Raw genomic sequence first — 26,406 nt, 5'->3', positions numbered from 1 at the left:
GGGCTCACTCGCGCGTCATCTTCTCGTAGATCTCTTTGCAGGTCGGGCAGACCGGGAACTTCTCGGGGTCGCGTCCGGGAGTCCACTTCTTGCCACAGAGCGCCTTGACGGGCTTGCCGCTGAGGGCGGACTCCATGATCTTGTCCTTCTTGACGTAGTGCGAGAAGCGCTCGTGGTCGCCCGGGTCGATCGCTTCGTCGTTCAGGAGCTTCTCGAGCTCGCGGTCCATGACGTCGAGGCCGCCGCCCGTCTGCGTGTCAGTCATGGAGACATCGTACGTCGACCTCGGCTCAGCTGCGGAGGGCGAACGCCAGAAGCTCGGGGGCCCGTCTGGAGAAGACCCGGGCACCGAGGGCGACGCCGGCGACCAGCACGACGAGCCCGACGCCGACGCCGAGGACGAGTGCCCACGTGCCGCCCGTCGGGTACCCCGTGATCAGCCCACGACCGGCGAACCAGAGCGCGGGCGCCGTCGCCAGGACGGCACCCCCGATCATGACGGTCTGCGCCCACGCCGCCATGGCGCCGTTCGACTGCGGCTGCTGGAACGGATCGTCGTGAGGCCGGACGGTGGCGTACGGCATGAGGGCCGAGACCAGGCTCGACAGGCCCAGGCCGCTGAGCAGGAAGCCGGCGCTCACCCCCAGCTCGGACGGGAGCGCCTGCCAGTCGCCGAAGAGCCAGGTCGCCACGACCGAGCCGAGCACGACGAGCGGGACCCCGATCAGCAGAGGAGGGGCGAGTCGCCCCACGCGGTCCGCCAGACCCCGCGTGTCGGACGCCACGTGCATCCAGAGCGCGGTGCTGTCGTAGGCCACGTCGTTGTGCGGCAGGAACCCGAGGATGAGGCACATGATCGGCACGGGGACGAGCGCCAGCCAGTTCCAGCTGACCCCGGCGATCCCGAGCGGGACGACCAGGAGGGGCAGGAACGGGATGATGACGAGCGACATGCGGTAGCGCGCGTCGCGCATCCAGTAGGTGAGGCTGCGGCCGGCGACGGCACCCGTCGGCGAGGCGCGGACGTACTCGAACCAGCCGAGCCCGTCGTGGTCGTCGACCTCTTCGGGCTCGGGTCGGTCGACGAACGCACGGGCGACGAGGGCCCGCCACGCGAGCCAGAGGACGGCGAGCGTGACCGTGGCGATGAGGACGTCGGCCACGACGCGCCCGGTCTGGCCGGCCGCGACGTGACCGGGAAGCGCGAGGGCGGCCCCGAAAGGCGTCCAGGCGAGGGTGTCGGCGATGACGCCGGTGCCCGAACGGCCCGGCAGCGAGAGACGGACCAGGTCGACGATCACCGGCACGGCCAGCAGGACCACGAGCACGGCACCGACGAGCGCCAGCTCCCGCCCGCGCCGGGACGTCAGGACGACGCTGTTCAGCGTCGAGGCCACCAGGGCGAGCAACAGGGCGGTCACCCCGGCGACGAAGGCGGCCACGACGGCGACGGCCGCCACGCCGGTTCCTTCGCCCCACGCCCGGACGTAGCCGGTCGACAGGACGAGCAGGGCGAGGGTGGGCAGGCCGATGACGGTGCCGAGTGCCAGGCCGACGGCCGCACGCCCCTCGGGCACACCGAGGACCGCCAGGCGGCGAGGGTCGCTCCAGGCGGGACGGACGGTCGCGAAGGGCACGACGGCGAAGCCCACGAGCAGCAGGGCGCCCCCGCCGACCGCGAGAGCCCGGACGTCGTCGAGGGGCGCGTCACGCAAGCCGCTGACGAGGCTCGCGACCGCGATGGTGACGATGAGGACAGCGAGGACGGAAGCAACCGCGACGGCCAGGCGACGCGGTCCGAAGCGGACCGTGTTGCCGATCGTCTGCAGTCTCAGTCGGAGAAGTTCTGCAACCATTCCATGCCCTCCGTGACCGCGCGCCCGCCGGCGAGCTCGACGAACCGCTGCTCGAGGGAGCGCCCGGCCCGGACCTCGTCGACCGTGCCGCTGGCGAGGACGTGACCGTCGACGATGACCGCGACGCTGTCGCAGATGCGCTCGACCAGGTCCATGCTGTGACTCGAGAGCAGCACCGTCCCGCCCCCGGCCACGTAGCGCTGGAGGACGTCCGTCACCGTCGCGGCCGAGACGGGGTCGACCGACTCGAACGGCTCGTCGAGCACGAGGACCCGCGGGGAATGGATGATCGCGGCGGCCAGGGCGATCTTCTTCGTCATGCCCACGGAGTAGTCGCTGACGAGACGGCCGAGCGCGTCGTGCAGGCCGAACGCCGTGGCGAGGTCGGAGGACCGCTTGCGGGCCGTGACCCCGTCGAGCCCGCGCAGGGTCGCCGAGTAGTAGAGGAGTTGCGCTCCGGTCAGCCGATCGAAGAGACGCAGGCGGTCGGGGAGGACGCCGAGCGACCGCTTGGCCGCGGCCGGGTCGCGCCAGACGTCGGCGCCGAGGACGGTCACCGTGCCGGCGTCGGGCCGCAACAGACCGGTGACGATCGACAGCGTGGTGGTCTTGCCGGCCCCGTTCGGACCGACGATGCCGTAGAACGAGCCGGCCCGGACCTCGAGGTCGACGTTCTCGACCGCGACCGTGCCGCCGTAGCGCTTCATGAGTCCCGAGATGGCGAGGACCACGGGGGCCTCGGTGTCGACCGGGCGGCCGGGACGCGCGTGGCCCGGGTCGACGGCGGCAGGCTCGTCGGACGAGGCCTCGACGGCCGTCTCGTCGGCCGTCTCGTCGGCCGTCGTGGGGACGTCGTCGCCCGTTTCGGTCGGAGGGGCGACGACGGTGAGGGCCTCGTCGAGGGCCGCGGCCGATTCGTCCTCGGCGGCCAGGGCGTCGCCGAAGTAGTCGTCGGCCGAGACGGGGACGACCACGGTGCCGTCGGTCGTGACCCCCGCGTCGGCCAGCTCGACGACGAGTTCTTCTTCCGCGGCCTTCGCCGCGGCCTCGGCCCGGGCGCGCGCGTTGGCGGCACGCGTCGCCGCCGCCTTCTTGGCGGCGGCCGACCGGTCGGCCGCCGTCCGCTGCGATGGTTTACGGGGCGTCGCGGGCTTGCGCGGCGTCGCGGGCTTGCGGGGCGCCGCGGGCTTGCGGCCCGTCGACGTCGACGCGCCGGTCGACCCTGCGCCGGACGACCCTGCGTCGGCGGACCCTGCCCCGGTGGTCGGAGCCTCGTCACCCGTCACCGCCATCGCGCCGTCGGCCACGTCCCCCGTGGTCGTCGTGCCGTCGTCCACTGCGTTCTCCCCCTGGTCGGATGCGCCCACCGCTCCGACCGCGTCGTCACCCGGCGTCGAGTCGGGGGCGATCTCACCCACTTCGTCCTCGCGCCGTCCAGCCATCGCCCCACCGTACCAAGGCGACGACACCCGCCGGACGGCGGGAGGTGCATATCACGAAACGGACACGCTTCGGGCGCCGTCCCTGGCCGCCGAAGGCCCCATCGGGTAGTCTGCAACGGCACGACGACGTGTCCAGATCGATGCTCCGCGGTGAACACCGCTCGAACACGAGGCGAATCGCACCCAGAGACGGGTCCGGTCCGCACCGCCGGGGCCACCGCAGAGCCCGTCCCGCACGAGCTCGCCCCTTGTGAGGAGACCAGCGTGAGCAAGAACGACACGAACCACCGTCAGCAGGTCGTCATCCTGGCCGCCGGACTCGGCAGCCGGCTCGGCCGGTCGCTGCCCAAGGCACTGACCGAACTCAACGACGGCCGCACGATCATGCAGCAGCAGTTCGACAACATCCGTGACGCCTTCGGGCCCGACGCCCGGGTGACCGTCGTCGTCGGCTACAAGTTCGAGCACATCGTCGAAGCGTTCCCGTCGGCCTCGTTCGTCTACAACGAGATGTACGACCAGACCAACACCTCCAAGAGCCTGCTCCGCGCCCTCCGGGCCAGCGCCTCCGGCGGCGTCCTGTGGATGAACGGCGACGTCGTCTTCGACCCCACGGCCCTCACGCGTGCGGCTCGACTCGTCCGCGACGACCAGTCATTCGTCACCGTCAACACCTCGAAGGTGTCCGACGAAGAGGTCAAGTACACGACCGACGCCGAGGGCTACATCGCCGAGCTGTCCAAGCAGGTCAAGGGCGGTCTGGGCGAGGCCGTGGGCATCAACTACGTCTCGAAGGCCGACAAGGCCACGCTGATGCACCAGCTGTCCAAGGTCGACAACCAGGACTACTTCGAGCGCGGCATCGAACTGGCCATCGGCCAGGACGGGCTACGCTTTGAGCCCGTGGACATCTCCGACCTCTACGCCGTCGAGGTCGACTTCGCCGAAGACCTCGAGCGCGCGAACCTGTTCGTCTGAACCCGGCCGTCTTCCGACGGACGCGCACCAGTGGGTGATGTCCTGACCGCGAAGGACGTCCGTGAACACTGACCAGGCCGAACGGCCCCGTCGCAGCGGCTTCGCTCGATACCGTCAGACCCTGTGGCTGCTGACGAGTCGCGACCTCAAGGTCCGGTACTCGACGTCGAAGCTCGGGTACTTCTGGTCGATCCTCGATCCGCTCGTCATGTCGGGCATCTACTTCTTCGTCTTCTCCGTCGTGTTCAAGCGCTCGGTCGGCGACGAACCGTACATCGTCTTCCTGCTCTCGGGGCTCCTCCCTTGGATGTGGTTCAACGGAGCCGTCTCCGACAGCACCCGAGCCTTCATCCGCGAGGCGAAGCTCGTCCGATCGACCAAGATCCCCCGCACGATCTGGGTGTTCCGGCTGGTGGGCTCGAAGGGCATCGAATTCGCCCTCAGCCTGCCCGTCCTGGCCCTGTTCGCCGTCGCCGGAGGCGCCCACCTCCAGTGGCAGGTGGTGTTCTTCCCCCTCGCGATGATCCTGCAGACCGTCCTCGTCGCCGGGGTGGGGCTCATCGTCGCCCCGCTCGTCGTGTTCTTCCGCGACCTCGAACGCGCCACCAAGCTCGCGCTGCGGTTCACCTTCTACGCCTCGCCCATCATCTACGGCACCCGCGACCTGCCCGAGAGCCTGCACCTCCTGGCCGCAATCAACCCGCTCAGCGGAATCTTCGGCCTGTACCGCTCGGCGTTCTTCCCCGAGCAGTTCGACCTCACCGAGGTCCTCGTCGGCGGGGCCGTGTGCTTCGTGGTGCTGGCGATCGGACTGCTCGTCTTCCGGGCCAGCGAGCGTGCCGTCCTGAAGGAGATCTGATGCCCACCACCGGCCAGGGCCCCGTGATCCGCGTCGACGGCGTCGGCATCCGCTTCCGTCGCAACCGCCGCGGGCGACGGTCGTTCAAGGACCTCTTCGCCGACAGCAGCCGCCGGTCACGCCCCGGTGAGTTCTGGGCGCTCCGCGACGTCAGCTTCGAGGTGCAGCCCGGCGAGGCCATCGGCGTCGTGGGACGCAACGGCCAGGGCAAGTCGACGTTGCTCAAGCTGGTGGCCGAGGTGATCCTGCCCGACACGGGCACGGTCGAGGTCTCGGGCGGCGTCGCCCCCCTCATCGAGATCACCGGTGGCTTCGTGGCCGACCTGACGGTGCGCGAGAACGTCTACCTGACCGCCGGTCTGCACGGCATGCACCGCACCGAGATCGACGAGCGCTTCGACGAGATCATCGAGTTCGCCGAGATCGCCGACTTCGTCGACACCCCCTACAAGCACCTCTCGAGCGGCATGAAGGTCCGCATCGCCTTCGCCGTCATCTCGCGACTCGAGGAGCCCGTCGTGCTCGTCGACGAGGTGCTCGCGGTGGGCGACAAGGCCTTCCGCGAGAAGTGCTACGCCCGGATCGGCGAGATGTTGGCCGACGGTCGCACGCTCTTCCTCGTCTCGCACAACGAACGCGACCTCAAGCGGTTCTGCCGGCGGGGCCTCTACCTCGACAAGGGCGAACTGGTCTTCGACGGCCCGCTCGACGATGCTCTGGCCCGCTACGCCTCCGATCACCCTCCCCGCCCCTCGGCGTAGTGTCGAGCAGTGCCCGAACGTAGCCAGCCCCACAGCCCCGACCACGACGCATCGACGACGGACGGGCGACTGGTCGCCCGCGATGCGACGACCTCAGCCGAATACCACTACGAGACGACGTCGCCCGACCGCACCGACGATGCCGCCTGGGTGCGACGGCTCGACAAGTTGCTCGCGGTCCAGCGACCGGTCGTGGTCAAGCACGTCGCCGCGCTCCGGCGTCGCCACAAGAAGGCGACACCGCAGAAGCTGATCGCCGTCCTCGAGCGCGAGTACCTCGCGGCCGTGACCACGGGCGGAGCCGCCGTGGGTGCCAGCGCGGTGATCCCCGGCGTCGGCTGGGGTGTCTCGTTGGCACTCTCCGGCGTCGAGACCGCCGGCTTCCTCGAGGCGAGTGCCCTCTTCGCGCAGTCCGTGACCGAGGTGCACGGAATCGCCGTCTCGGACCCCGACCGCGCCCGAGCCCTGGTCATGGCGATGCTGCTCGGAGGCCCCGGCGCGAGCCTCGTCCGCCAGTTCGCCGGTGAGGCGATGGGCACGGCTCCGGCCCGGACCGCGTTCTGGGGCGAGCTCGTCACCTCGAAACTGCCGAAGGCGGCGATGAGCGGCCTGACCGACACGATCCGCAAGCAGTTCATCCGACGCTTCGCCGCCTCCCAAGGTGCCACGATCCTCGGCCGGGCCATCCCGTTCGGTATCGGTGCCGTCGTGGGCGGGACGGGCAACCATCTGCTGGGACGCAAGGTCGTCACGACCGCCCGCACCGCGTTCGGCGCGGCCCCGGCCGAGTTCCCGGCCGACCTGGACCTCTAGGCCCGGGGGCCGCGGCCGACCTGGTCCTCTGGGCCCGGACGCCGCGACAGATGGTCCTCGATAGGCGCGTCGGGGCCCGTTCACCCTCCGACGGTTCCTCCCCATCCACCCGTCGTCCACAAGAACACGCGACGACCCACGGCGGTCGATCCTAGGGTCCACGACATGACGTCCACGACCCTCGCCTACACCGTCCCCTTCACCCTCGATCGTTCCCGCGCGCCCCGCGTCTACCGGCTGGTCAACGATTCCGCCGAGGCCGTGACCGGCGTCCGCGTCACCCTCGTGGGCTCGGGGCTCCTCGTCCCCGTCGCGACCACCCGTCTCGAGCCCGGTGACTTCGTCGACCTCTGCGTCCTGGGCGTCGAACTGGCCCGCAACGGGATCGCGGTCGTGCGGTGGTTCCGGCCCGGCGGCGACGAATACCTCTGGCGCTTCAGCTTCTGATCGCCCGCGGCCGACGGGTCACGGCAGGGCCGATCGCGTCAGCTGCTGAGCCGAGCGCGTCTCTCTGCGACGTAGTCCGCCGCGGTGAAGGCTTCGAGGACCGGTGGCAGATGCTCGACCCCGAGGCCGGTCACGAGGACGGCCGGATCGACCCCCAGGACCACGGCGAGCCGGACGATCGTGTGCAGCACGGGATTGCCGATGCCACGCTCGATCTTGCCGTAGTTCGAGACGTTCATGCCCGCCAGGTGCGCCACTTCGTCCTGGCTCAGTCCGAGCCGCAGGCGCTCGTCTCGGATGCGTTCTCCGAAGAGACGGGCGGCGGCGGACATGGGCTCAGGCATGCCTCATGGATACGCTGCTCAGCGACTGAGATCCAGAGTCCACAGCACCGAGACATCAATGCCCTGACGTCAGATGCCTCCTCGGTAGGCAGGCGGAAGTCAGAGGTCGACGGCCTCCGCGTCCGCAGCGTCCTGGTCGGCGTCACCGGTCGCCCCCGTCGAACGCCGTTCGTCGAGGACGGGACGGCGCGCGGCGTAGTCGTCTCGCAGCCGGACCAGGTCCGCCACCGCGGTCTCGAACCGACGCGTGGCCGCACCGGGCGACGTGTCACCGAAGTGGTGACTCACCCAGTGCTCGAGACGGCCTCGTGCCTCCGGATCGTCGACGACGCCGTCGACGAGGGCGACGATGTCGTCCGCCCCCTCGGCGGTCAACCATTCGGCGTCGCCGAGGTAGCCCGACTCGTCGACGTCGGCCTCGGGGTCGACCGGGCGCGTCACGATGATCGGTCGCCCCGTGGCGAGCCGGTCGTAGACCATCGCCGAGATGTCGGTCACGGCGACGTCCGCCGAAGCCAGCTGCCAACCGAGTTCGGGCCCCTGGTCGTGGACGTGGTGGGCGGCGGGGTCACGCGTGTTCGCTTCGGCGAGGGCACGGATGATGGCTTCGTGAGCTCGCCGGTACTCGGGATCGAGCACGCCGCTACGGGGGTGCGCCCGGTAGACGACCCGGTGTCGGCCCGAGGCCAGCAAGGCCCGGACCAGGGCGAGGCCGTGCGTGGCGATCGAGCCGTAGGCGGCCGCGGGACGGTCGCCCTCCCAGGTGGGGGCGTACAGCACCACCAGACGGTCGTCGGCGGGGTAGGGAACCTCGCCCGAGAAGTGGTCGGCCTGTGGGCGGCCGATGGGTACGGCGCGCTTGTCGAGGTCGTAGTCCCAGAGCTTGGCGGCGAGGCGGTCGCGCGCGGCGTCACCGGCGACGAAGGCGTAGTCGTACGCCTTGAACTGGTTCGTCGTCATGTACATCTTGTCGCTCTCGCCGTGGTTGACGAAGACGTGCCACATGCGGCCGTACCGCATCATCTGGAAGTTCTTGGCGTTCTGGTTGACGTACAACGTCATGGCCAGGGGCTGGGCGACGACGAACTCCTCGAGATCGGTCACCTTGCGGGCGTACACGAGAGGCACCGGGCACTCGTCGAGCATGGTGACCATGGTGCCCGGCGACCGGACGACGACGGCGACGGGGAAGGTCTCGGCCAGGCGGGCGAGCGGCGCGTACCACTGACGGATCTGGTACATGTTCACGGCCGTGTCGGCGAAGTACACGGCGACTCGGACGGTGCCCGGAGCGGGCGTCACCGCGGCCCGCGGGTCTCGTTCGAGCCGACGTCGGCTGCTGCGCGAACGCACGGCCCGGCGGGCGAGGCTCCAGGCGAGCCCCAGGTCTCGGGTCAGCGGCACGTGCCCTCCTCGGGTGGTGTCCGTCGCCCCGATCGACGCCGGACCCCGGAAAGCCTAGAGGACCGGAGGTCGGCCCGCCCTGGACATGCGCAGGACCGTTACCCAACCGATGGACCGACGACCGCCCGGCGCCTCTCGCCACCCCTCGATCCAGCCCCCGAACCACGGCCGCAGCCGCTGCGGGGTCCGTGCCCAGCGCAGCAGTTGTACGGCCGTCCAGGACGCGACGTAGACCGGGACGAGGGGCCAGGGCAGATTGCGCTTGGCCAACCAGACCCGGTTGCGGGCGTTGAGGCGGTAGTACTCGGCGTGCCGAGCCGGGTCGATCGCCGGGTGGTTCGCCACGAGCGAGCCCTCGTACCAGGCCCGCCTGCCCTGGGCCCAGACACGCCACGCCAGCTCGATGCCCTCGTGCGCGTAGAAGTACGGTTCACCCCAGCCGGCGCAGGCGTCGAAGACGTCGCGGGGCAACAGGGTCGCGCCCTCCCAGACGGAGAAGACGTCGCTCGACCGCCGCGGGTCGCCCTTGCGCAGGCGTGGCGTCCACCGTCGTGGGTTGACGGCACCGTCCGGGTCCACGACCCGTGGCTGCACGAGTCCGATCTCGGGTCGGGCGCGCATCAACGCGACGGCGTCGGCGAGGAACCTCTCGGAGGGCAGGCTGGCGTCGTCGTCGAGGAAGAAGATCCAGTCGCCGGAGATCGCCTCGGCCCCCCGGTTGCGACCGGCGGGGATGCCCACGTTCTGGGGCAGTTCGAGCAGTCGGACCGCGGTCGGCACCTCGACCGCCGCGGTCTCCGCGTCGCGACCGTTGACGACGCAGACGACGTCCAGCTCGACGTCGCGCTGGGCCAGCAGCGAGGCCAACCCTCGACGCAGATCGTCGGGACGGCGCCCCTGGGTCAGGCTGACGACTCCGACCCGGGGAACGACCTCGTTCAGGAGCGCACCCGCTTCGAGGCCATGATCGCCACGAAGTGACCCACCAGCGCCAGCACCGAGAGGGGCAGCAGGGCGCCGAGCAGGACGCGGTCCGCGGTGACGCCGCCGACGACGACACCCACGATGGCGGCGACGAAGACGAGCATGGTCAGCTCGACGGAGTGGTAGAGCCGGTGGAACGGCACGAACCGCGCGGCGCTGCGCAGTCGGGACAGGAGGCGCCCACTCGGCTGCGTCGCGCCTCCTCGTTTGTCTTCGAGTCGGTCGAGGCCCGCGTTCGCGCGGGCGACGTGGACCATGTCGTTGAGCGCCTTGTTCAGCACGATCACGAGGGCCAGGGCGAAGCCCGCGGTCGTCCAGAGGAAGTCGTCCGGGGTCTCGAAGGGGAACCCGGCGGCACGGATGCCCAGCACGATCGGGATGAGGGCCTCGGTCGAGTAATGACCGACCTTGTCGAGGAAGACCCCGGCCGGCGAACTGGTGCCGCGCCACCGCGCGACCTCGCCGTCGCAGCAGTCGACGAGCATCTGCAGCTGACCCAGCACGAGGGCGAGAAGGGCACCGGTGATGCCCGGCACGAGCAGCGACAGGGCCGTGCACCAGCCGACGAGGATCATCAGCCCGGTCACACCGTTCGCCGAGACGCTCGTCTTGAGCAGCCACCAGGTCAGGTAGGGCGAGACGTCGCGCAGGTACAGCGACGCCGTCCAGTGCTCGGCGTTCGCACGGCTGCGCACCTCGGGCGGCTGGGCGACGCGTCGCAACTCGGCGATCGAGCTCGGTCTGGTGGGCAGCGCGGTCATCGGCGGCTACCTTCCGGTCTGGGCGGTGATGTTCTTCGTGAGGTCGAGGAAGCCGAGCACGAAGCCGACGCCCCACCCGAAGTGGATGGAAGGCAAGACTACGAGAAACCAGAGACGGGTGCGGAGGTCGTCGCCGCGGGCGGCGAGCACCGCGGCCGCGAGGACGAAGACGACGTAGACACCGGGCACGACGAGGGCGAGCGTCGCCCATCCGAGTGGGCTGCCGAGCGCGAGACCGACCACGCCGACCAGGCCGACGACCAGGCCGAGAGCCACCCCGAGCACCATGGCGGGCGGGACCAGGTACCTCAGCGTGTTCGCCTTCGGGAACCGTCGGGCCAGTTCTCCGCGCCACAGCCCGGTGGCGACGAACTGACGCGCCAGCTTGCGCAGGCTCGGGCGGGGCCGATAGGTGACCACGAGCCGCGGAGTGAACCAGACCGTCCCACCCGTCGCTCGGAGCCGCCGGTTGAGTTCCCAGTCCTGGCCGCGCTTGACACCCTCGTCGAAGAGCCCGACCTCGATCAGCCGGTGCCGCAGGAAGACACCGAGGTAAGCCGTGTCGGTCGGGCCCTCGGCGCCGCCGACGTGGTGGGGGGTGCCCCCGAGTCCGACCCGGCTGCCGTAGGCCCGCGCCACGGCCTTCTCGAAGGGGGTGCGCCCCACGGCGGCCATGATGCCGCCCACGTTGTCGGCACCGCTGCGCTCGAGCGTCTCGACGGCGATGCGCGTGTAGTCGCGCGGGAGCACCGAGTGGGCGTCGACGCGCACCGTGATCGGGTGGATCGAGGCGCGGATGGCCACGTTGAGCCCCGCGGGGGTCGAACCCACCGGGTTGGGGATGCTGCGGACCCGGGGATCGACCGCAGCCATCTCGGCGACGACCTCGTTCGTGCGGTCGACGCTCGGACCGAGCGCCAGGATCACCTCGAACGGGCCCTCGTAGTCCTGTGCGAGCAGGCTCTCGACCGCCGCCCGGATCTCGTGCTCCTCGTTGAGGACGGGCATGACGTACGAGACCCCGGGTCGGGTGGCGTCGCCTGCTTGCATGGATCGCGTTCCTCGGGCTCGTGAGCGCCGGGGAGGCGCGGGTCGGGACTGCGGACGGCCGCAGGGATCGTGGCGAGCTTAGCAACACGCGAACGGGGGTCGGGACGCCGTCGCGTCCCGACCCCCGCCGCACCGGCCGAGGCGAACCCTCAGCTGGTCAGGGTGTCGAGGGTGACGTTCGCCTTGTCGGTCTTACCGTCGCGGACGTAGGTGAGTTCGGCCGTCGCACCACCGGCGAGGAACCTGACCTGCGCGGTGAGGTCGGTCCGGTCGCTGATCGGCACGCCGTTGAACTCGGTCACGACGTCGCCCTGCCGCAAGCCGGCGTTCTGGGCCGCACCACCAGGGCTGAGCTGCACGATGAGGGCACCGACCCGGGTGGCGGCCGCATCGCTCGTGGCGTCGTTGACGCTGGCCCCGAGGAGGCCATGACTGGCCGACCCGTTCGCCATGATCTCTTTGGCCACGCGCTGCACGAGGTTCGACGGCACCGAGAACCCGACGCCGATGCTGCCGGACGACTCCCCGGAGCTCGCGATCGCGACGTTGAGGCCGATCAGCTCGCCCTGCGAGTTGAGCAGCGCGCCACCCGAGTTGCCCGGGTTGATCGACGCGTCGGTCTGGATGACCGGCAGCGAGATGACCGAACTGGCCTGGTTCTGTGAACTGCCGTCACCGTTGTTGAACGAGAAGGGCCCCTGACCGTTGTTGTCGTTCTGCTGGCCCTGGTCACTGCCGTCGCTCGGCGCGGCCGAGGACTGCACGGTGATGCTGCGGTTGAGGGTCGAGACGATGCCGTCGGTCACCGTGTTCGACAACCCGAGCGGGGCTCCGATGGCCACGGCCGTGTCGCCGACGTTCAGCTTCGACGAGTCGGCGAAGTCGATGGGCGTGAGCCCGGTCGCATCGACCTTCAACACCGCGAGGTCGACGGTCGGGTCGAGCCCCACGACCTCGGCCGGCAAGATGCTGCCGTCGCTCAGGGTGACCGAGATCGTCCCCGACGCGCTCGCCCCGTCGAGCGTGACGACGTGCGTGTTCGTGACGATGAACCCGTCGTCGCTCAGGATGACTCCCGAGCCGGTGCCGCCGGACTGGCCCGCCGACACGCTGATCGTGACGACCGATTTGGTCGCCTTCGCCGCCACCGCCGTGACGACCGTCGCGTCGTCGTAGTCGTTGACCGTCAGGTCGCGCGACTGACCGGTCACCGAGACCCCGGCCCCGGAGTCCCGGGAGAGCACCGCGGCGACTCCCCCGCCCGCGGCACCGCCCACGAGGACCCCCACCAGGAGGGCCGCGGCGACGGACCCGGCGCCCCGACGGTTCTTCTTGGGAGCCTGTGGCGGTGCCTGCCACCCGGCCGACGCGTACGAGTTCGTCGTGTCGTAGGCGAAAGCCGAGGGGTCGGACGTCGGCTGCTGATACGGATCGGTCCCGGCTTGGTGCTGCGAACCCGGCTGCTGGTACGAACCGGGCTGCTGATACGAGGACGGCTGCTGGTACGAGCCGGGTTGCTGGTACGAGCCGGGTTGCTGGTACGAGCCCTGCTGCTGGTACGACGGCGGCTGCTGGTACGAACCCGGCTGCGGGTAGGCGCCTGGCTGCTGGTACGTCGAGGGCTGCTGGTACGAACCGGGGTACGGCTGCGTCCGGTCGGGACCCTGTTCGTCGGAACCCGACCCGAACGCCCCGGCCTGCGGGGTGCTGCCGGGCAATGGTGGTGCACCGTAGGTGACGCCCTGATCGGCCGGGTACGACGGCGTGGGCCGGACCCCGTCGTGCGCGCCCCGGTCGTCGCCCGGGCCGCCCTGAGTGCCGTCGGCCGTGCCGTCGGGCGTGCGCGGGGTGCCGTCGGCCGTACCGTCGGGCGTGCGCGGGGCGCCGTCGTCGGTGCCGTCGTGGCGGGGGGTGTCGGTCATGGTGCTCCTTCCAAGCCCTGACAGCCTGGTCGCCCAAGCTGGGCGGATCATACGGCGAGCCTGTGAGCGGACTGCACTCACCTTATGCGCCGTCTGGACGCGACCGCCCCGGCGCGGGTCCGACGGAGATACGGTGACGGGATCATGACTCCTCCAGCACCCTGGCAGCGCGCGGCGAGCGGCGCCATGCTCCTCGACGCCGAGGGCCGCCTCGCCCCGACGATCTTCGCCGAGATGTCGGCCCTCGCCACCGCGACCGACAGCATCAACCTCGGCCAGGGCTTCCCCGACGAGGACGGCCCCGTCGAGGTCCTCGACGCCGCGCACGAGGCGATGCGCTCGGGTCTCAACCAGTACCCGCCGGGTCGGGGCATGCCGGTCCTGCTCGAGGCCGTCGCCGCGCATCAACGGCGGTTCTACGGCATCGACCTCGACCCACGGCGTGAGGTGCTCGTGACGGCGGGCGCGACCGAGGCGCTCGCGGCGACCATCCTGGCCTTCGTCGACCGGGGTGACGAGGTGGTGACGCTCGAGCCGTTCTACGACGCGTACGGCGCCGTGATCGGGCTCGCGGGCGGCGTCCACGTCACCGTCCCGCTACGGGGTCCCGACTCGACGGTCGACCCGGACGAGTTGCGCCGCGCCTTCGGGCCGCGTACCCGGCTCGTCGTGCTGAACGACCCGCACAATCCCACGGGTAGCGTCCTCGACGACGCGACCAAGCGCCTCCTGCTCGAGCTCGCCGTCGAGCACGATGCGCTCGTCGTCACCGACGAGGTCTACGAGCACCTGCTCTTCGACGGAGCGGACCATGTGCCGTTCGCGACCCTGCCGGGTGCCGCCGCTCGCACGATCAGCGTCTCGTCGGGCGGCAAGACCTTCAACACGACGGGGTGGAAGATCGGCTGGTTGACCGGTCCGGCGGATCTCGTCGACCGCGTCGTCGCCGTCAAGCAGTACCTGACGTTCGTGAACGGCTCGGTCTTCCAGCCGGCGATGGCCGTCGGGCTGGGCCTGCCGGACTCGTACTTCGACGGCCTGGCCCGCTCTCTGGCCCACAAGCGTGACGTACTGTCCGAGGGGTTGCGTCGTGCCGGCTTCGCGGTGCGCGCGAGCCACGGTTCGTACTTCGTGGTCGCCGACGCCGCCCCGCTGGGTTTCGACGACGCAGCCGACCTGTGCCGACGCCTTCCCGGGCTCGCCGGTGTCGTCGGGGTGCCGATCAGCGCCTTCTGCCACCCGGGGTTCGCCGCCGAGCAGTCCTCGCTCGTCCGTTTCGCCTTCTGCAAACGCATCGAGGTGCTCGAGCGCGCCTCGGCCCAGCTCGCGTCACTCTCGGTCTGAGCCGGCCGCCGCGGACGGACCACCGCGGGGGCGGCGCGGGACCACGTCGTACCGGCGGAGGGCCAGCGACGGGTTCGTCCGACGGACGGACGCGATGCGGTCGGACGAGACCCTGCCGAGCGCCATGACGTCCACCTCGTCGCCGACCGACGCGAGGGCCACACCCGTCGGATCGATGATCGTGCTGCAGCCCACACCGACGGGCGGCGCATGGTCCGCCGCGGCGACGTACACCGTGTTCTCGAGCGCTCGAGCCGTCAGCAGGGTGGTCCAATGGTGCTGCTTGAGCGGACCACGCACCCACTCGGCAGGCATGAGGACGACGTCGGTCCCGGCGTCGACTAGGGTCCGCGTGACCTCGGGGAACCTCAGGTCGTAGCAGGTCTGCAGACCGAAGACGAGCCCGTCGAGCTCGAAGGTCGCGGCGACGGCCAGTGGGCCCGGCACGATCCACCGGGACTCCTGCCCGCCGAACGCGTCGTAGAGGTGCTGCTTCGAGTAGGTGGCGACGACACCCCGGCCGGGCGCCACCGCCACGAGCAGGTTCTCGAACCGCGCCGGATCGGGCGAGACGGCGACCAGGCCTGCGACGATCACGAGACCGAGACGATCGGCCAGTGCTCCCAGATGGCGCACGAAGGGACCGTCCGTCGGTTCGGCGGCCTCGAGGTACGCGGGCCCCAGCTCCGCCGCGAAGAACGACGAGTACTCGGGGAAGACGGCGACCCTCGCGCCTCGGCGGGCTGCTTCCTCGGCGAGGTCCGTGATCGTGTGCCGGTTGCGGACGGGGTCGTCACCTGGCGCGGTCTGGACCACCGCCACGACGAGGTCGACGGTGCTGCCGGCGCTCATCGCGCCCACCGCCCGGCCACGAGCGCGGCAGCCTCGCCCAGCCAGTAGGAGGCGCGGGTCGTCGACTCGAGGACGTCGCCCGCCAGACGCGTGGTCGACACGACGTCGGTGAAGCCGTCGGTGGGGGCCTCGACGACACCGGCGACGAGCACGACCGGGACTCCGACCCGGTCGGCCATGCGCCGGACGACCGACACGGTCTTGCCCGCCTCGGTCTGACCGTCGAAGCGTCCTTCTCCGGTGACGACGACATCGGCGTCGCTGAGGGCCCCCGACAGGCGGACGGCCTCGGCGACGGCGACGGCCCCGGGCTCGAGCCGGGCACCCCAGGCGAGCAGACCGAACCCCGCTCCGCCCGCGGCCCCCGCGCCCGGGGTCGCGGGATCGACGTCCACGAGGCTCGCGAAGCACGCGAGACCTCGTTCGAGCGCGAGGACGTCGTCCGGCGAGGCGCCCTTCTGCGGGCCGAAGACCGCAGCGGCTCCCGCCGGCCCGAGCAGGGGACTGTCGACGTCGACCAACAGCGTGACCCCGCCGGCCGGCAGGGCGATCAGGCCCGAGAGATCGACCCGGGCGGCCGCGGTGAGCCCGTGGTTGCCGGCGACCACGGGCTCACCGAGGGAGTCGACGATGTGGGCGCCGAGAGCCGTCAAGGCTCCCGCTCCCCCGTCCGTCGATCCGCTGCCCCCGAGGCCGACGAGCAGCCGCACGGCACCGGAGTCGACGGCGGCACGGATGACGCCACCCAGGCCGCGGGTGTGCGCGTCGTGCGGCGCAGGTGTCCCCAGGAGGCCGAGACCGCAGGACGAGGCCAGTTCGACGACGGCCGTGCCGTCGGGCAGCGCGAGCCAGGGAGCTGCGACCGGACGACCGTCGGGGCCCTCGACGACGACCTCGTGGCGGATGCTCCCGGGAACGGCCCGCTCGAACGCGTCGAGGGTGCCTTCCCCGCCGTCGGCGAGCGGCACCGCGACGATCTCGTCGTCGGGTCGTGACCGTGACCACCCCGCGGCGAGGGCGGCCGTCACCTGTGACGCGCCGAGGCTTCCCTTGAACGAATCGGGCGCGAGGACCACCCGGAGTCTCGACATGCCTCAACCTTGGCATGCTCGACGGGCCGGGGCACGGGCCCGTCTCCGAGAAGGAGTCCGACGGACCGGATTGGGGCCGGTGGTAGCCCCAGCGTGGCAAGAGAAAAGCCCCGGTCTCTCGACCGGGGCTTTCGTCTTCTTGTTGCGGGGGCAGGATTTGAACCTACGACCTCTGGGTTATGAGCCCAGCGAGCTACCGAACTGCTCCACCCCGCGGCACAAGAAATGACTCTAGCACGCCGTTCGGGCGCCGTCCAATCGAGCCACCGTCGCCGCCCGTCGCCGCCGGGCCGCGACGCGACGAACCCCCTCCCGGCGAGCTGGGAAGGGGTTCGTCGGACTCACGGTCGAGGGCTACTGGCCGCTCGCAGCGACCGCGTCCTCGAGAGCGGTCTGGAGGCGCGCATCGGCTTCAGCCGCCTGGACGAGGTTGTTCTCGGCGTAGGCCGCGGCACGGTCGGTCAACGCCTGCTGCGCGTCGGCGAGGGCCTGGTCGAGCGCAGCGTTGTCGGTGCCCGTCCCGGTGTCACCGTCATCCGGAGCGGCCGTGCCGCCATCGGTCGCCTCGTCACCGGTGCCCGTGTCGGTGCCACCGGTCGCGTCACCCGTCGTCGGCACGCCGTTGTCACCTGCCGTGGCACCGGAGTTGCCACCGAACAGCGAGTCGAGGGCGCCGTCGAGGGTGTCCTCGAAGGCGATCTTGTCTCCGAACGACACCAGGATGCGCTGCAGCACCGGGTACGAGGTCTCGGAGTTCGACTTCACGTAGATCGGCTGCACGTACAGCAGACCACCACCGACCGGCAGCGTCAGCAGGTTGCCTCGGACGACACTCGTGTCACCGCGGGTGAGGAGCGCGAGCTGGTTCGCGACAGCCGTGTCGGTGTTGAAGTTGTTCTGCACCTGTCCGGGTCCGGGCAACGTGTCCGTGCGCGGCAGAGCCAGGAGCGTGAGCTTGCCGTAGTCCGACGAGATCTCGCCCGGCGTCGACCCCGCGTCCGCGTTGGCCGCCAGGTAGCCCGTCAGGACGTTGCGCGCGTTCTCACCCGACTGCTGCGGGATGTACGTCGAGTAGATGGAGAACGCCGGGTCCTGGTCGGGCAATTGCAGCGTCAGGTAGTACGGCGGCTGCAGCGGAGGGTTCTGGGCGTTACTCGTGGGCTCGTTGGGCGTGACCCAGGCGTCGTCGCTCGAGTAGAACGAGTCGGCGTCCGTCACGTGGTAGGTGCCGAGGATGGCGCGCTGCACCTTGAACATGTCCTGCGGGTAGCGCACGTGCTGGAGCAGCTCGGCGGACATGTCGCTCAGCGGCGACAACGTGGACGGGAAGATCTTGTCGTAGGTCTGCAGGATCGGGTCGCTCGTGTCCCACGCGTAGAGCTTGACCGAGCCGTCGTAGGCGTCGACGGTGGCCTTCACCGAGTTGCGGATGTAGTTGATGTTGTTCGACGCGTACACCGGGCGGTCGTTGTAGGTGTCGGCGATGGCGTCGGACAGCGCCTGCGGCTTGGAGTACGGGTACTCGTTCGTCGTGGTGTATCCGTCGACGATCCACACGACCTTTCCGTCGACCACCGACGGGTACGGGGCGCTGTCGATGGTGAGGTAAGGGGCCACCTTCTGCACGCGCTCGGTCGGGTCACGGTCGTAGAGGATCTGCGATTGGTCGTTCACCGCGTCGGACAAGAAGATCTGTTCGGACTGGAACTTGATGGCGTAGATGAGCTTCTTGAAGATGTTGTCGAGCTTGGGCCCGCCGTTGCCCTCGAAGGTCGTCGTCTCGTTCGTGCCGTTGTCGTTGCTGCCCGAGGGGTAGTCGAGCTCGATGTCGTTCTGACCGTCGCCCCCGACGATCGAGTAGGTCGGGGACTCCTGACCGAAGTAGATGCGCGGCTCGTAGTCCCCGGCGTCACCGAGGGCGCCCGTCACCGGGATGCCCGACTCGAGGAAGACGGGCTGGCCATCGGCCGACCGCTGGTTGCCGTACGCCGCGACGACGCCGTAGCCGTGCGTGTAGACGAACGTCGTGTTGTAGGGGGTCGCCGAGTTACCGAGCTGCGAGGTGTTCAGCTCGCGCACCGCGATGACGGTGTCCTGGACGTTACCGTCGATCGTGTAGCGGTCGACCGCGAGCTGCTCGGGGAAGCTGTAGTACTGGCGGTACTGCTGCAGCTGGGCGAACGCGTCGGTCACGAGTGCGGGGTCGATGATGCGGATGTTGGCGGTGGTGACGGCGTCACCGGCCAGGGCTCCGGCCTCGGCGTCGGACTTCGCGTCGTAGGTCTGCTCTTCGACGTCGGCCACGCCGTACGCGTCACGAGTCGCCTGGATGTTGCGTTCGATGTACGGCGACTCGACCGTCCGCTCGCTGGGCTCGACCGTGAAGCGCTGGACGATCCAGGGGTAGATGCCGCCGACGATGATGCTGATGATGATGAGCGCGGCCGTCCCGATGACGGGAAGGCGCCACCGGCCGACGATCGCGGTCACGATGAAGAGGACGGCCACGACCACCGCGATGCCGGCGAGGATCTGCTTGCCGGGGATGCCGGCGTTGACGTCGGTGTACGTGGCACCCGTGAGCAGCTTGTTGGTGCCGTCGGACAGGGTCGCGTACTGGTCGAGCCACAGGCTGACACCCTGGAGCAGCAGGTAGACGGCGGCGGTGATCGCGAGCTGAATGCGTGCGACCTTGGAGATGCGGACCTCGCGCCCCGTGAAGCGCAGGGCCCCGTACAGGTAGCTCGTCGCGACGGCGGCGATGCCGGCGATCAGCACGACGGCCGAGGCGAAGCCGACCGCTGCCTGGTACAGCGGCAGCTCGAAGACGTAGAAACCGATGTCGAGCCCGAACTGCGCGTCGGTCTGACCGAAGGGGGTGCGGTTGATCCACTCGAGGACGGTCTGCCACTGGGTCGACGTGGCGATCCCGGCGAAGAGACCGAGCACGGCGGGGACGCCGATCACGACGGCACGACGCAGCGGCTCGATGACCTGCTGGTATCGATCGAGCTGAGAGTTGAGCTTCGCGTAGACGGGGCGGAACCTGAAGGCCACCTCGATGCTGACGTAGACGGGTACGGCCATGGCGACGAATCCCACACCGAACATCACGAGGCGCGAGATCCATTGCGTCGTCAGCACACCCGTGAACCCGAGCTGCTCGTACCAGAGGTAGTCGGTGAGCAGCGACGAGAAGATGAAGAAGGCGATGACCAGGGCGGCGAGGACGGCCACCGTGACCAGGACGGGCAATCGGGGCGAGCGTCGTACGGTTCGCGACGATGCGGGTGACGTCAAGGGTGTGCTCCTGGCTGACGGGGACGTGGACCGCCATCCTACGGGTCGAGCCTGGTGGTCCCAGCGTCCCCTTCTCAGCTTTGCGCGAGCTGCACGAACCCTATCGACCGGCCGTGCAGGTGGGCAGCGACGCCGTGTCGCCGTCGTCCGCTACGGTCTCGAGAGCCGTGACCGCCTCGTCCAGGGTGGCGACGGAGTAGACGTCCAGCCCCGACGGCACGTTCCCGACGACGTCCAGGCAGTTGGACGCCGGCGCCAAGAAGACGGTCGCCCCGGCGTCGCGAGCGCCGTAGAGCTTCTGGCGGATGCCTCCGATGGCACCGACCTCACCCGAGGCCGTGATGGTCCCGGTGCCCGCGACCTTCTCTCCGCCGTTGAGCTCGCCCGGCGTCGTCTTGTCGATGATCCCGAGCGCGAACATCATGCCCGCGCTCGGCCCTCCGACCTGGTCGAGCTTGAGCGTGACGTCAAAGGGGTAGGTGTAGTCCACGCTGACCCCGACCCCGAGCAGGGGCGTGCCGGCGACCTCCTGCGGGGTGACCTCCTCGGTCACGGTCGTCCCCGCGCGGTCGATGACGACCTCGGCCGGCGTGGAGGCCCCGTTCGCCGCGACGAGACCGCGGAGGACGTCCACGTCGGCGTCCGTGGCGAGGCTCGTGCCGTTCACGCTGACCAGGACGTCGCCTTCGCGGAGGACGCCCTCGGCCGGGCTGCCCTCGGACACCTGGCTTACCGTGACGGCGCTCGGGATGGCGTAGCCCTCGTGGATGAGCGCCGCCGCGATCGCCGATTTCTGCGAGTTCTGCATGTCGACGGCGTTCTGCTCGTCGACCTGGTCGTTCGAGACCCCCGACGGGTACACGGCCTCGACCGGGATCACCGACCGACTGCGGTCCGCCCAGGCGCGGACGACGTCGACCCACCCCGGGCGGACGTCTTGATTGCCCTGCACGCTCACGGTGAGCAGGTCGAGGGTGCCGGCCGTGGGGTAGGTCTCGTGGCCGGACACCGTGATGAGGGGCTGCGCCTCCCCCTCGTAGTCGGCGCTTCCGAGGGTGTCGAAGACGGGCCCGGGCTGTTCGATCAGGTAGGGACCCGGCAGCAGGCTCAGGACGACCGCCGAGACGACGGCCACGCCCAAGAGGGGCCAGCCGGCCCGACTCGCACGACGGGCGGACGACGGCGCGGTGCGCGGGGGCGTGAAGAAGGCCACGGGGGTCCTTTCGGGATCGGCCGGGGAGGCGCGGGTCGCGTTCGCCACGAGCGCAGCGTCGGCCTCGGGGCGGCGGCCGAATCCCAGGATCTTCGTGCGGCCAGCAGCTAGCGTAGTCAGCATGACCGATGATTCGCCGCGCGGGCCTGAGGACGAGTTCCGTGACATGCTCCGGCAGTTCCTGTCCGGCGGTTCCGAGATCGATCCGTCGCAGTTGGCGGGTGCCGCGGGGCTGCCGGACGACCCGGCCTTCGTGGCGCGACTCATGAGCCAGTTGCAGAACGCCGTCAACAGCAGCGGCGACGGGATCGACTGGTCGATCGCGACCGAACAGGCGTCCGCCGTCGGCGCGCAGACGGCCGTCGCCCCGACGGCGGCCGAGACCGCCGCCCTCGAGCAGGCCTTCCACGTCGCCGCGCTGTGGCTCGACGACGTCACCTTCGTCGCCGAGCTCACGGCCGCCCCCCGCCTGGTGACACGGGCCGAGTGGGCCCGACTGTCCATGCCCGTGTGGAGCCAGCTCGCCGAGCCGGTGGCCACCTCGATCGCCGACTCGCTGACCGGGGTGCTCAGCGAACAAGCCCCCGAAGAGATGCGCTCGATGCTCGCCGGGGCCAGTCAGGTCATGCGGAGCGTCGGCGGCACCCTCTTCGCCATGCAGCTCGGTCAGGTCGTCGGTCAGCTCTCGACCGAGGTCGTGTCCGGCGGCGACGTCGGCATCCCGCTGCTCGACGAGCAGCAGGCCGCGCTGCTCCCCCAGAACGTCGCCGCATTCGGCGAGGGTCTCGACATCGAGACCGACCAGGTGCAGCTCTACCTGGCGGTCCGCGAACTCGCCCACGCCCGACTCTTCCGCCACGCGCGATGGCTGCGGCTGCACCTGATCTCGTCCATCCGCGAGTTCGCCCAGGGCATCCGCATCGACACGTCGCGACTCGAAGAGCTCGCCGTGGACTTCGATCCGTCGAACCCCGGCGAGCTCCAGGAAGCGATGAAGAGCGGTGCGCTCATCCCTCCGAAGACCGACGAGCAGCTCGCCGCGCTCGCCCGTCTCGAGACGACGCTGGCGTTGATCGAGGGCTGGGTCGACGTCGTGACCGCCCAGGCCACCGCGCGCCTCCCGAAGTCCGCGGCGATCGCCGAGACGGTGCGCCGTCGCCGAGCCGCCGGCGGGCCGGCCGAGTCGGCCTTCTCGACCCTGGTCGGCCTCGAGCTTCGACCACGGCGCCTTCGCGAGGCGGCCGCCCTCTGGCAGACCGTGTCCGACGCCGTCGGGGCCGAACGTCGCGACGATCTCTGGTCGCACCCGGACATCGTGCCGACCAGCGCCGACATCGACGACCCCCAGGCCCTGGTGGCTCGACTGACGTCGAACGAGCCCGCGTTCGACGACGTCGACCAGGCGATCCGAGACCTGCTGGACGACACGACCGACGACCGCCCACGCGAGGGCGAAGACGGTTCGGCGACCGAGCCCGGCGAATCGGGGCCCGATCCCGACGCACCCCGGGCCTGACACACCGGGTCCCGTCCCCGGGCGGCCGCCTGTGGACAACCTCCGATCCCCCCGGACCCCACGACATGATCGGACGATGCACCTCGTCCTCGACCCCCGCGCACCCGTCGTCTGGCGTGACCCGTCGACCCTCCAGGTCGGCGTCGACCGTCCGACACTCGTCCTGAACCCGGTCAGCAGACTCGACGAACGCGTGGTCGCCGCCGTCGCCGCGGGCCATGGTGCAGGGGGCCTGCCCACGCTGGTCGCGCACCTCGGGGCCGATCCCCTGGCGGTCGAGGCCTGCGTCGAGCGCTTGCGGCCCGCGCTGGCCGGTGAACGCCTCCCGAGCGGGCCGCCACCCCTCGTCGTCGTCGCCGGGCCGGGCCCCGTGGCCGATGCCGTCGCGCGCCTCCTGGGCTCGTGCGGTGCCGACGTCCGCCGGGCCGCCGGCGACCTGCCCCCGCCGAGGCACGCCACGGGCGTCCTCGTCGGCGGGCACGTCGTCGATCCGGGGGTGGTGCGCGAATGGGTGCGGGCCGACCTCACGCACCTCCTGGTGCGCGTGGGCGACCGTCACGCGCGGATCGGCCCGGTGACGGTGCCCGGCACGACGGCCTGCGCCCGGTGCCTCGACCTCCACGCCGGCGACGCCGACGGGGCCTGGCCCGCGATCGCCGGTCAGCTGAGTGTTCGGCCTCTCACCGCGCCTCCTCTGCTGTCGGTCCACGAGATCGCCACGAGAGCCGCCCGCCGCATGTGGTCACGGCTGGCCGGCGCGACCGGAACACCCGACGATGCCGAGGTCGAGTCGGTCTCGATCGCCGACGGTCTCGTCACTCGCGCGAGCGTGCCGTCCCACCCGGACTGCGGGTGCGCAGCTCTTCCACGAACCGGCTCACCCGCCGTTCGCCGCCGCGCCCCTGCCCCGACCGGCTCCACGACAGCCTCAGCCGCTCGCGTGCCCTCGTGACGCCGACGTAGAGCAGGCGGCGCTCCTCGTCGACCGCCGCATCGTCCTTGGCATAGCTGATCGGGACGAGCCCCTCGCTGAGACCGATCAGGTAGACGCTGCGCCACTCGAGTCCCTTGGCGGAGTGCAGGGTCGCCAGGGTGACCGCGGCCATGGTCGGCTCGTGCTGTCCTGCCTGCCGCGCGAAGAGCTCGTCGACGAACTGACGCAGGGTTGTCCCGGGGGCCGACGCCTCGGCCAGGCCCATGATCGTGTTCAAGGACTCCCAGCGGTCGCGGATCGCGCCTCTCTGGTCGGGAGCGTCCTGCGTCCAGCCGAGCGACCGCAGGACGTCGCTGACGGTCTTGAAGAGCGGCTCTCCCACGATGCTGACCGCGGCACCCTTCATCATCATCAGGGCCTCTTTCACCTCGCGCAGTTCGAAGAATCGCGTCGCGCCGTGGATGCGGGTCGACACGCCGACGTCGGCGAGCGCGCGCTCGATCGCCGCGGCCTGGACGTTGACCCGGTAGAGCACCGCGATCTCCTCGGGAGCCACGCCCGACCGGATCTCGTCTGCAATCGTCTCGGCGATGCCCCTGGCCTCGGCCGAATCGCTGGCGTATTCGGTCACCGGTGGCACGGGGCCCGTCGTCTCGACGGCCGGGTGGAGGTGCAACGCACCCGGTCGACCCCGCATGAGCTGGTTCGCGGTGTCGACGATCTGCCTCGACGAGCGGTAGTTCTGCTCGAGACGGACGACCGTGGCGTCGTCGTAGCGCGCGCCGAACCCGAGCAGGTAGTCCGACGAGGCGCCCGCGAACGAGTAGATGGTCTGACTGGCGTCGCCGACGACGCAGAGGTCGTTCCGGCCGCCCAGCCACAGGTCGAGCAGGTCTTGCTGGAGGGGCGAGACGTCCTGGTACTCGTCCACGACGAAGAAGCGGTACTGCTCGTGCACCTGCTGGGCCACACGCGGCTCGAGCTCGAGCATGCCGACGGTGGCGAGCAGCACGTCCTCGAAGTCGAGTTGACGCCGCTCGTCTTTGACGGCCTCGTAGGCACGGTGCAGATCGACGGCCTTCTCGATGCTGATCGACGGCGGCAACGATCTGCTCGGCAAGGCCTTCGCGTACTCCTCGAGTGTGAGGCGGGAGACCTTGCGCCACTCGATCTCGCCCGCCAGGTCTCGGAGGGCCGCCGTGTCGATCTTGAGCCTCAACGATTCGGCGGCGTGGGCGAGGGCCTTGGCCTTGCTGTCGAGGAGACGAGGCATCTGACCCCCCATCGTCTGCGGCCAGAAATACGACAGCTGGGACAGCGCCGACGCGTGGAAGGTGCGCGCCGAGACTCCCCCGGCGCCCAGGTGACGCAAGCGGCCCCGCAGTTCGGCGGCCGCCCGCGACGTGAAGGTGAGCGCCATGACGCGGTTCGGGGCGTAGACGCCCGTGGCGACCCCGTATGCGATCCGGTGGGTGATGGCGCGGGTCTTGCCCGTGCCGGCACCGGCGAGCAGGCACACGGGACCGAGCAGCTTCGACGCCGCCCGGCGCTGCTGCTCGTCGAGCCCCGCGATCAGGTCGGCGGCCTCGGTCACTGGTCGATCTCGCCGCCGAACCAGTCCTCGATGATCGCGCGGGCGATGGACGTCCGACCGGGCAGGACGATCTCGCCCAGGCCGGCGACGAGGTCGTCGCGGCTGAACCAGCGCAGGTCGAGGATCTCGGCCCCGTCGGGGGTGAGCGTGCCGGGGTCGTCGGCGTCGACCTCGGCTCGGAAGCCGAGCATGAGGCTCGCCGGGAACGGCCACGGCTGCGAACCGAGGTAGCGCGGCGACACGACGTTGATGCCGGACTCCTCGAAGATCTCGCGCTGCACGGCGTGCTCGAGGGACTCGCCGGGTTCGACGAAGCCGGCGAGCAGCGAGTAGCGGTTCTGCTCCCACAGAGCGTTCGAGCCGAGCAGGAGGCGGTCGGCGGCATCGGTCACGCCGACGATGATCGCGGGGTCGGTCCGTGGGAAGACCTCGTGGCCGTCGTCCGGGTCGCGACGGACCCAGCCCGCCTTCTCGGTCACCAGTCGACGGCCGGTGCGCGGCGAGAACCGGTGCGAGTCGTGCCAGTTCGCCACGGCCACGGCCTCGACGGCCAGGCCCGCGTCGCGGGCACTCAACGCCGTGCCCGACACCCGCGGGCTGCCCCAGGCCGAGTCGTCCGCCGCCAGCGCACGAGCACGGTCGTCGTCGAGCAGCGCCGCGAGGACGGGCGTCCCCACCGGCTCGGCGGCCGAGGGGTCCTTCGAGACGCCGAGGTAGACGTAGTCGTCGGCGGTCGGCACCGAGATGGCCGGCAACAGGGCGAGGGAGTCGGGCGACGCCATCAGCGTGCGCCCGCGCCACACCGGCAGCACACGGGTGGCGGCCGACGCGAGAAGCTCGTCGACGACTCCGTCACGCTCACGGGTGAGGTAGTCCCGGTCGACCTGGTGGCGGGACAGCGGGAGGCGGGACGTGAGAGGAGTGGACATCGGACGACCAAT

At 70.5% G+C, this 26,406-nt stretch carries 22 protein-coding genes and 1 tRNA gene; 7 read left to right on the top strand and 16 right to left on the bottom strand.

All coding sequences use genetic code 11. The features are described from left to right. Positions 1 to 4 precede the first annotated feature (4 nt). Genes EDF50_RS09565 through EDF50_RS09555 form a run of 3 tightly spaced genes read right to left on the bottom strand, consistent with a single transcriptional unit; the run spans position 5 to position 3,298 of the window. Entirely contained in the window at positions 5 to 265 is a 261-nt protein-coding gene (locus EDF50_RS09565) for a DUF3039 domain-containing protein (RefSeq protein ID WP_123519293.1), read from the bottom strand. Between the two features lie 25 nt (positions 266 to 290). Next, on the bottom strand, positions 291 to 1,856 hold the full coding sequence (locus EDF50_RS09560; protein WP_123519292.1) for an ABC transporter permease: 1,566 nt from the start codon (positions 1,854 to 1,856) through the stop codon (positions 291 to 293). Then, positions 1,832 to 3,298: an ABC transporter ATP-binding protein gene (locus EDF50_RS09555; protein WP_233570492.1), complete on the bottom strand. Its 1,467-nt coding sequence runs from the start codon at positions 3,296 to 3,298 to the stop codon at positions 1,832 to 1,834. Before EDF50_RS09555 ends, EDF50_RS09560 begins: the two co-directional genes overlap by 25 nt. A gap of 264 nt (positions 3,299 to 3,562) precedes the next feature. Here EDF50_RS09555 and EDF50_RS09550 point away from each other — a divergent pair, with 264 nt between their 5' ends. From EDF50_RS09550 to EDF50_RS09530, 5 genes are all read left to right on the top strand, one after another. Then, positions 3,563 to 4,276 (top strand): NTP transferase domain-containing protein, encoded by a 714-nt coding sequence (locus EDF50_RS09550; protein WP_123519291.1) that lies wholly within the window; start codon positions 3,563 to 3,565, stop codon positions 4,274 to 4,276. Between the two features lie 61 nt (positions 4,277 to 4,337). Then, positions 4,338 to 5,135, top strand: a complete 798-nt coding sequence (locus tag EDF50_RS09545; RefSeq protein WP_123519290.1) for an ABC transporter permease — start codon at positions 4,338 to 4,340, stop codon at positions 5,133 to 5,135. Next, a complete protein-coding gene (locus EDF50_RS09540; RefSeq protein WP_123519289.1) occupies positions 5,135 to 5,896 on the top strand; it encodes an ABC transporter ATP-binding protein in 762 nt (253 codons plus the stop codon). The genes EDF50_RS09545 and EDF50_RS09540 overlap by 1 nt, the downstream gene beginning before the upstream one ends. A gap of 9 nt (positions 5,897 to 5,905) precedes the next feature. Next, positions 5,906 to 6,709, top strand: coding sequence for an EcsC family protein (locus EDF50_RS09535; protein WP_233570490.1), 804 nt, complete (start codon positions 5,906 to 5,908; stop codon positions 6,707 to 6,709). Positions 6,710 to 6,874: 165 nt separating this feature from the next. Beyond that, positions 6,875 to 7,156: a hypothetical protein gene (locus EDF50_RS09530; protein WP_123519288.1), complete on the top strand. Its 282-nt coding sequence runs from the start codon at positions 6,875 to 6,877 to the stop codon at positions 7,154 to 7,156. Positions 7,157 to 7,194: 38 nt separating this feature from the next. Here the strand turns inward: EDF50_RS09530 and EDF50_RS09525 are convergent, their stop codons facing one another. The 6 genes from EDF50_RS09525 to EDF50_RS16820 form a co-directional block, all read right to left on the bottom strand. Further along, entirely contained in the window at positions 7,195 to 7,500 is a 306-nt protein-coding gene (locus EDF50_RS09525; protein ID WP_123519287.1) for a helix-turn-helix domain-containing protein, read from the bottom strand. Positions 7,501 to 7,599: 99 nt separating this feature from the next. Further along, the gene (locus EDF50_RS09520; RefSeq protein ID WP_123519286.1) at positions 7,600 to 8,904 is read right to left on the bottom strand and encodes a CDP-glycerol glycerophosphotransferase family protein; all 1,305 of its coding nucleotides are present in this window, start codon (positions 8,902 to 8,904) and stop codon (positions 7,600 to 7,602) included. Between the two features lie 54 nt (positions 8,905 to 8,958). Next, complete coding sequence (locus EDF50_RS09515) at positions 8,959 to 9,846, bottom strand: glycosyltransferase family 2 protein (RefSeq protein WP_123519403.1); 888 nt, start codon at positions 9,844 to 9,846, stop codon at positions 8,959 to 8,961. Beyond that, on the bottom strand, positions 9,843 to 10,649 hold the full coding sequence (locus EDF50_RS09510; RefSeq protein WP_123519285.1) for a CDP-alcohol phosphatidyltransferase family protein: 807 nt from the start codon (positions 10,647 to 10,649) through the stop codon (positions 9,843 to 9,845). The genes EDF50_RS09515 and EDF50_RS09510 overlap by 4 nt, the downstream gene beginning before the upstream one ends. A gap of 6 nt (positions 10,650 to 10,655) precedes the next feature. Further along, positions 10,656 to 11,699, bottom strand: coding sequence for a glycosyltransferase family 2 protein (locus EDF50_RS09505; RefSeq protein WP_123519284.1), 1,044 nt, complete (start codon positions 11,697 to 11,699; stop codon positions 10,656 to 10,658). 149 nt (positions 11,700 to 11,848) lie between these two features. Beyond that, the gene (locus EDF50_RS16820) at positions 11,849 to 13,621 is read right to left on the bottom strand and encodes a trypsin-like peptidase domain-containing protein (protein WP_199738701.1); all 1,773 of its coding nucleotides are present in this window, start codon (positions 13,619 to 13,621) and stop codon (positions 11,849 to 11,851) included. 144 nt (positions 13,622 to 13,765) lie between these two features. Here EDF50_RS16820 and EDF50_RS09495 point away from each other — a divergent pair, with 144 nt between their 5' ends. Continuing rightward, complete coding sequence (locus EDF50_RS09495) at positions 13,766 to 14,965, top strand: aminotransferase class I/II-fold pyridoxal phosphate-dependent enzyme (protein WP_123519283.1); 1,200 nt, start codon at positions 13,766 to 13,768, stop codon at positions 14,963 to 14,965. Here EDF50_RS09495 and EDF50_RS09490 read toward each other — a convergent pair. The 5 genes from EDF50_RS09490 to EDF50_RS09470 form a co-directional block, all read right to left on the bottom strand. Continuing rightward, positions 14,951 to 15,817, bottom strand: a complete 867-nt coding sequence (locus EDF50_RS09490; protein WP_123519401.1) for a carbon-nitrogen hydrolase family protein — start codon at positions 15,815 to 15,817, stop codon at positions 14,951 to 14,953. The two genes, EDF50_RS09495 and EDF50_RS09490, sit on opposite strands and share 15 nt — an antisense overlap. Then, positions 15,814 to 16,908: a glycerate kinase gene (locus EDF50_RS09485; protein WP_123519282.1), complete on the bottom strand. Its 1,095-nt coding sequence runs from the start codon at positions 16,906 to 16,908 to the stop codon at positions 15,814 to 15,816. Before EDF50_RS09485 ends, EDF50_RS09490 begins: the two co-directional genes overlap by 4 nt. A 142-nt stretch (positions 16,909 to 17,050) precedes the next feature. Then, a tRNA-Met gene (locus EDF50_RS09480) sits at positions 17,051 to 17,124 on the bottom strand. Positions 17,125 to 17,262: 138 nt separating this feature from the next. Next, complete coding sequence (locus EDF50_RS09475; RefSeq protein WP_370453990.1) at positions 17,263 to 20,154, bottom strand: UPF0182 family protein; 2,892 nt, start codon at positions 20,152 to 20,154, stop codon at positions 17,263 to 17,265. Between the two features lie 154 nt (positions 20,155 to 20,308). Then, positions 20,309 to 21,544 carry a PDZ domain-containing protein gene (locus tag EDF50_RS09470; RefSeq protein WP_123519280.1) on the bottom strand — a complete coding sequence of 412 codons (1,236 nt, stop codon included), beginning with the start codon at positions 21,542 to 21,544 and terminating at the stop codon, positions 20,309 to 20,311. Here EDF50_RS09470 and EDF50_RS09465 point away from each other — a divergent pair. Then, positions 21,543 to 22,937: a zinc-dependent metalloprotease gene (locus EDF50_RS09465; protein WP_123519279.1), complete on the top strand. Its 1,395-nt coding sequence runs from the start codon at positions 21,543 to 21,545 to the stop codon at positions 22,935 to 22,937. The genes EDF50_RS09470 and EDF50_RS09465 overlap by 2 nt on opposite strands. A gap of 815 nt (positions 22,938 to 23,752) precedes the next feature. Here EDF50_RS09465 and EDF50_RS09460 read toward each other — a convergent pair. Both EDF50_RS09460 and nudC read right to left on the bottom strand, forming a co-directional pair. Then, the gene (locus EDF50_RS09460; protein WP_123519278.1) at positions 23,753 to 25,465 is read right to left on the bottom strand and encodes an ATP-dependent helicase; all 1,713 of its coding nucleotides are present in this window, start codon (positions 25,463 to 25,465) and stop codon (positions 23,753 to 23,755) included. Continuing rightward, positions 25,462 to 26,394 (bottom strand): NAD(+) diphosphatase, encoded by a 933-nt coding sequence (gene nudC, locus EDF50_RS09455; RefSeq protein WP_123519277.1) that lies wholly within the window; start codon positions 26,392 to 26,394, stop codon positions 25,462 to 25,464. The genes EDF50_RS09460 and nudC overlap by 4 nt, the downstream gene beginning before the upstream one ends. Positions 26,395 to 26,406 lie beyond the last annotated feature (12 nt).

This window comes from Frigoribacterium sp. PhB24 (genome assembly GCF_003755185.1).
GTDB lineage: Bacteria > Actinomycetota > Actinomycetes > Actinomycetales > Microbacteriaceae > Frigoribacterium.
This window is presented reverse-complemented; position numbering and strand designations above follow the sequence as displayed.

Bases quoted from the DNA above. Each gene is read 5' to 3' on its own strand.
- EDF50_RS09565 (WP_123519293.1), bottom strand. From the start codon at position 265: ATGACTGACACGCAGACGGGCGGCGGCCTCGACGTCATGGACCGCGAG.
- EDF50_RS09560 (WP_123519292.1), bottom strand. From the start codon at position 1,856: ATGGTTGCAGAACTTCTCCGACTGAGACTGCAGACGATCGGCAACACG.
- EDF50_RS09555 (WP_233570492.1), bottom strand. From the start codon at position 3,298: ATGGCTGGACGGCGCGAGGACGAAGTGGGTGAGATCGCCCCCGACTCG.
- EDF50_RS09540 (WP_123519289.1), top strand. From the start codon at position 5,135: ATGCCCACCACCGGCCAGGGCCCCGTGATCCGCGTCGACGGCGTCGGC.
- EDF50_RS09530 (WP_123519288.1), top strand. From the start codon at position 6,875: ATGACGTCCACGACCCTCGCCTACACCGTCCCCTTCACCCTCGATCGT.
- EDF50_RS09525 (WP_123519287.1), bottom strand. From the start codon at position 7,500: ATGCCTGAGCCCATGTCCGCCGCCGCCCGTCTCTTCGGAGAACGCATC.
- EDF50_RS09510 (WP_123519285.1), bottom strand. From the start codon at position 10,649: ATGACCGCGCTGCCCACCAGACCGAGCTCGATCGCCGAGTTGCGACGC.
- EDF50_RS09505 (WP_123519284.1), bottom strand. From the start codon at position 11,699: ATGCAAGCAGGCGACGCCACCCGACCCGGGGTCTCGTACGTCATGCCC.
- EDF50_RS16820 (WP_199738701.1), bottom strand. From the start codon at position 13,621: ATGACCGACACCCCCCGCCACGACGGCACCGACGACGGCGCCCCGCGC.
- EDF50_RS09495 (WP_123519283.1), top strand. From the start codon at position 13,766: ATGACTCCTCCAGCACCCTGGCAGCGCGCGGCGAGCGGCGCCATGCTC.
- EDF50_RS09490 (WP_123519401.1), bottom strand. From the start codon at position 15,817: ATGAGCGCCGGCAGCACCGTCGACCTCGTCGTGGCGGTGGTCCAGACC.
- EDF50_RS09485 (WP_123519282.1), bottom strand. From the start codon at position 16,908: ATGTCGAGACTCCGGGTGGTCCTCGCGCCCGATTCGTTCAAGGGAAGC.
- EDF50_RS09465 (WP_123519279.1), top strand. From the start codon at position 21,543: ATGACCGATGATTCGCCGCGCGGGCCTGAGGACGAGTTCCGTGACATG.
- EDF50_RS09470 (WP_123519280.1), bottom strand. From the start codon at position 21,544: ATGCTGACTACGCTAGCTGCTGGCCGCACGAAGATCCTGGGATTCGGC.
- nudC (WP_123519277.1), bottom strand. From the start codon at position 26,394: ATGTCCACTCCTCTCACGTCCCGCCTCCCGCTGTCCCGCCACCAGGTC.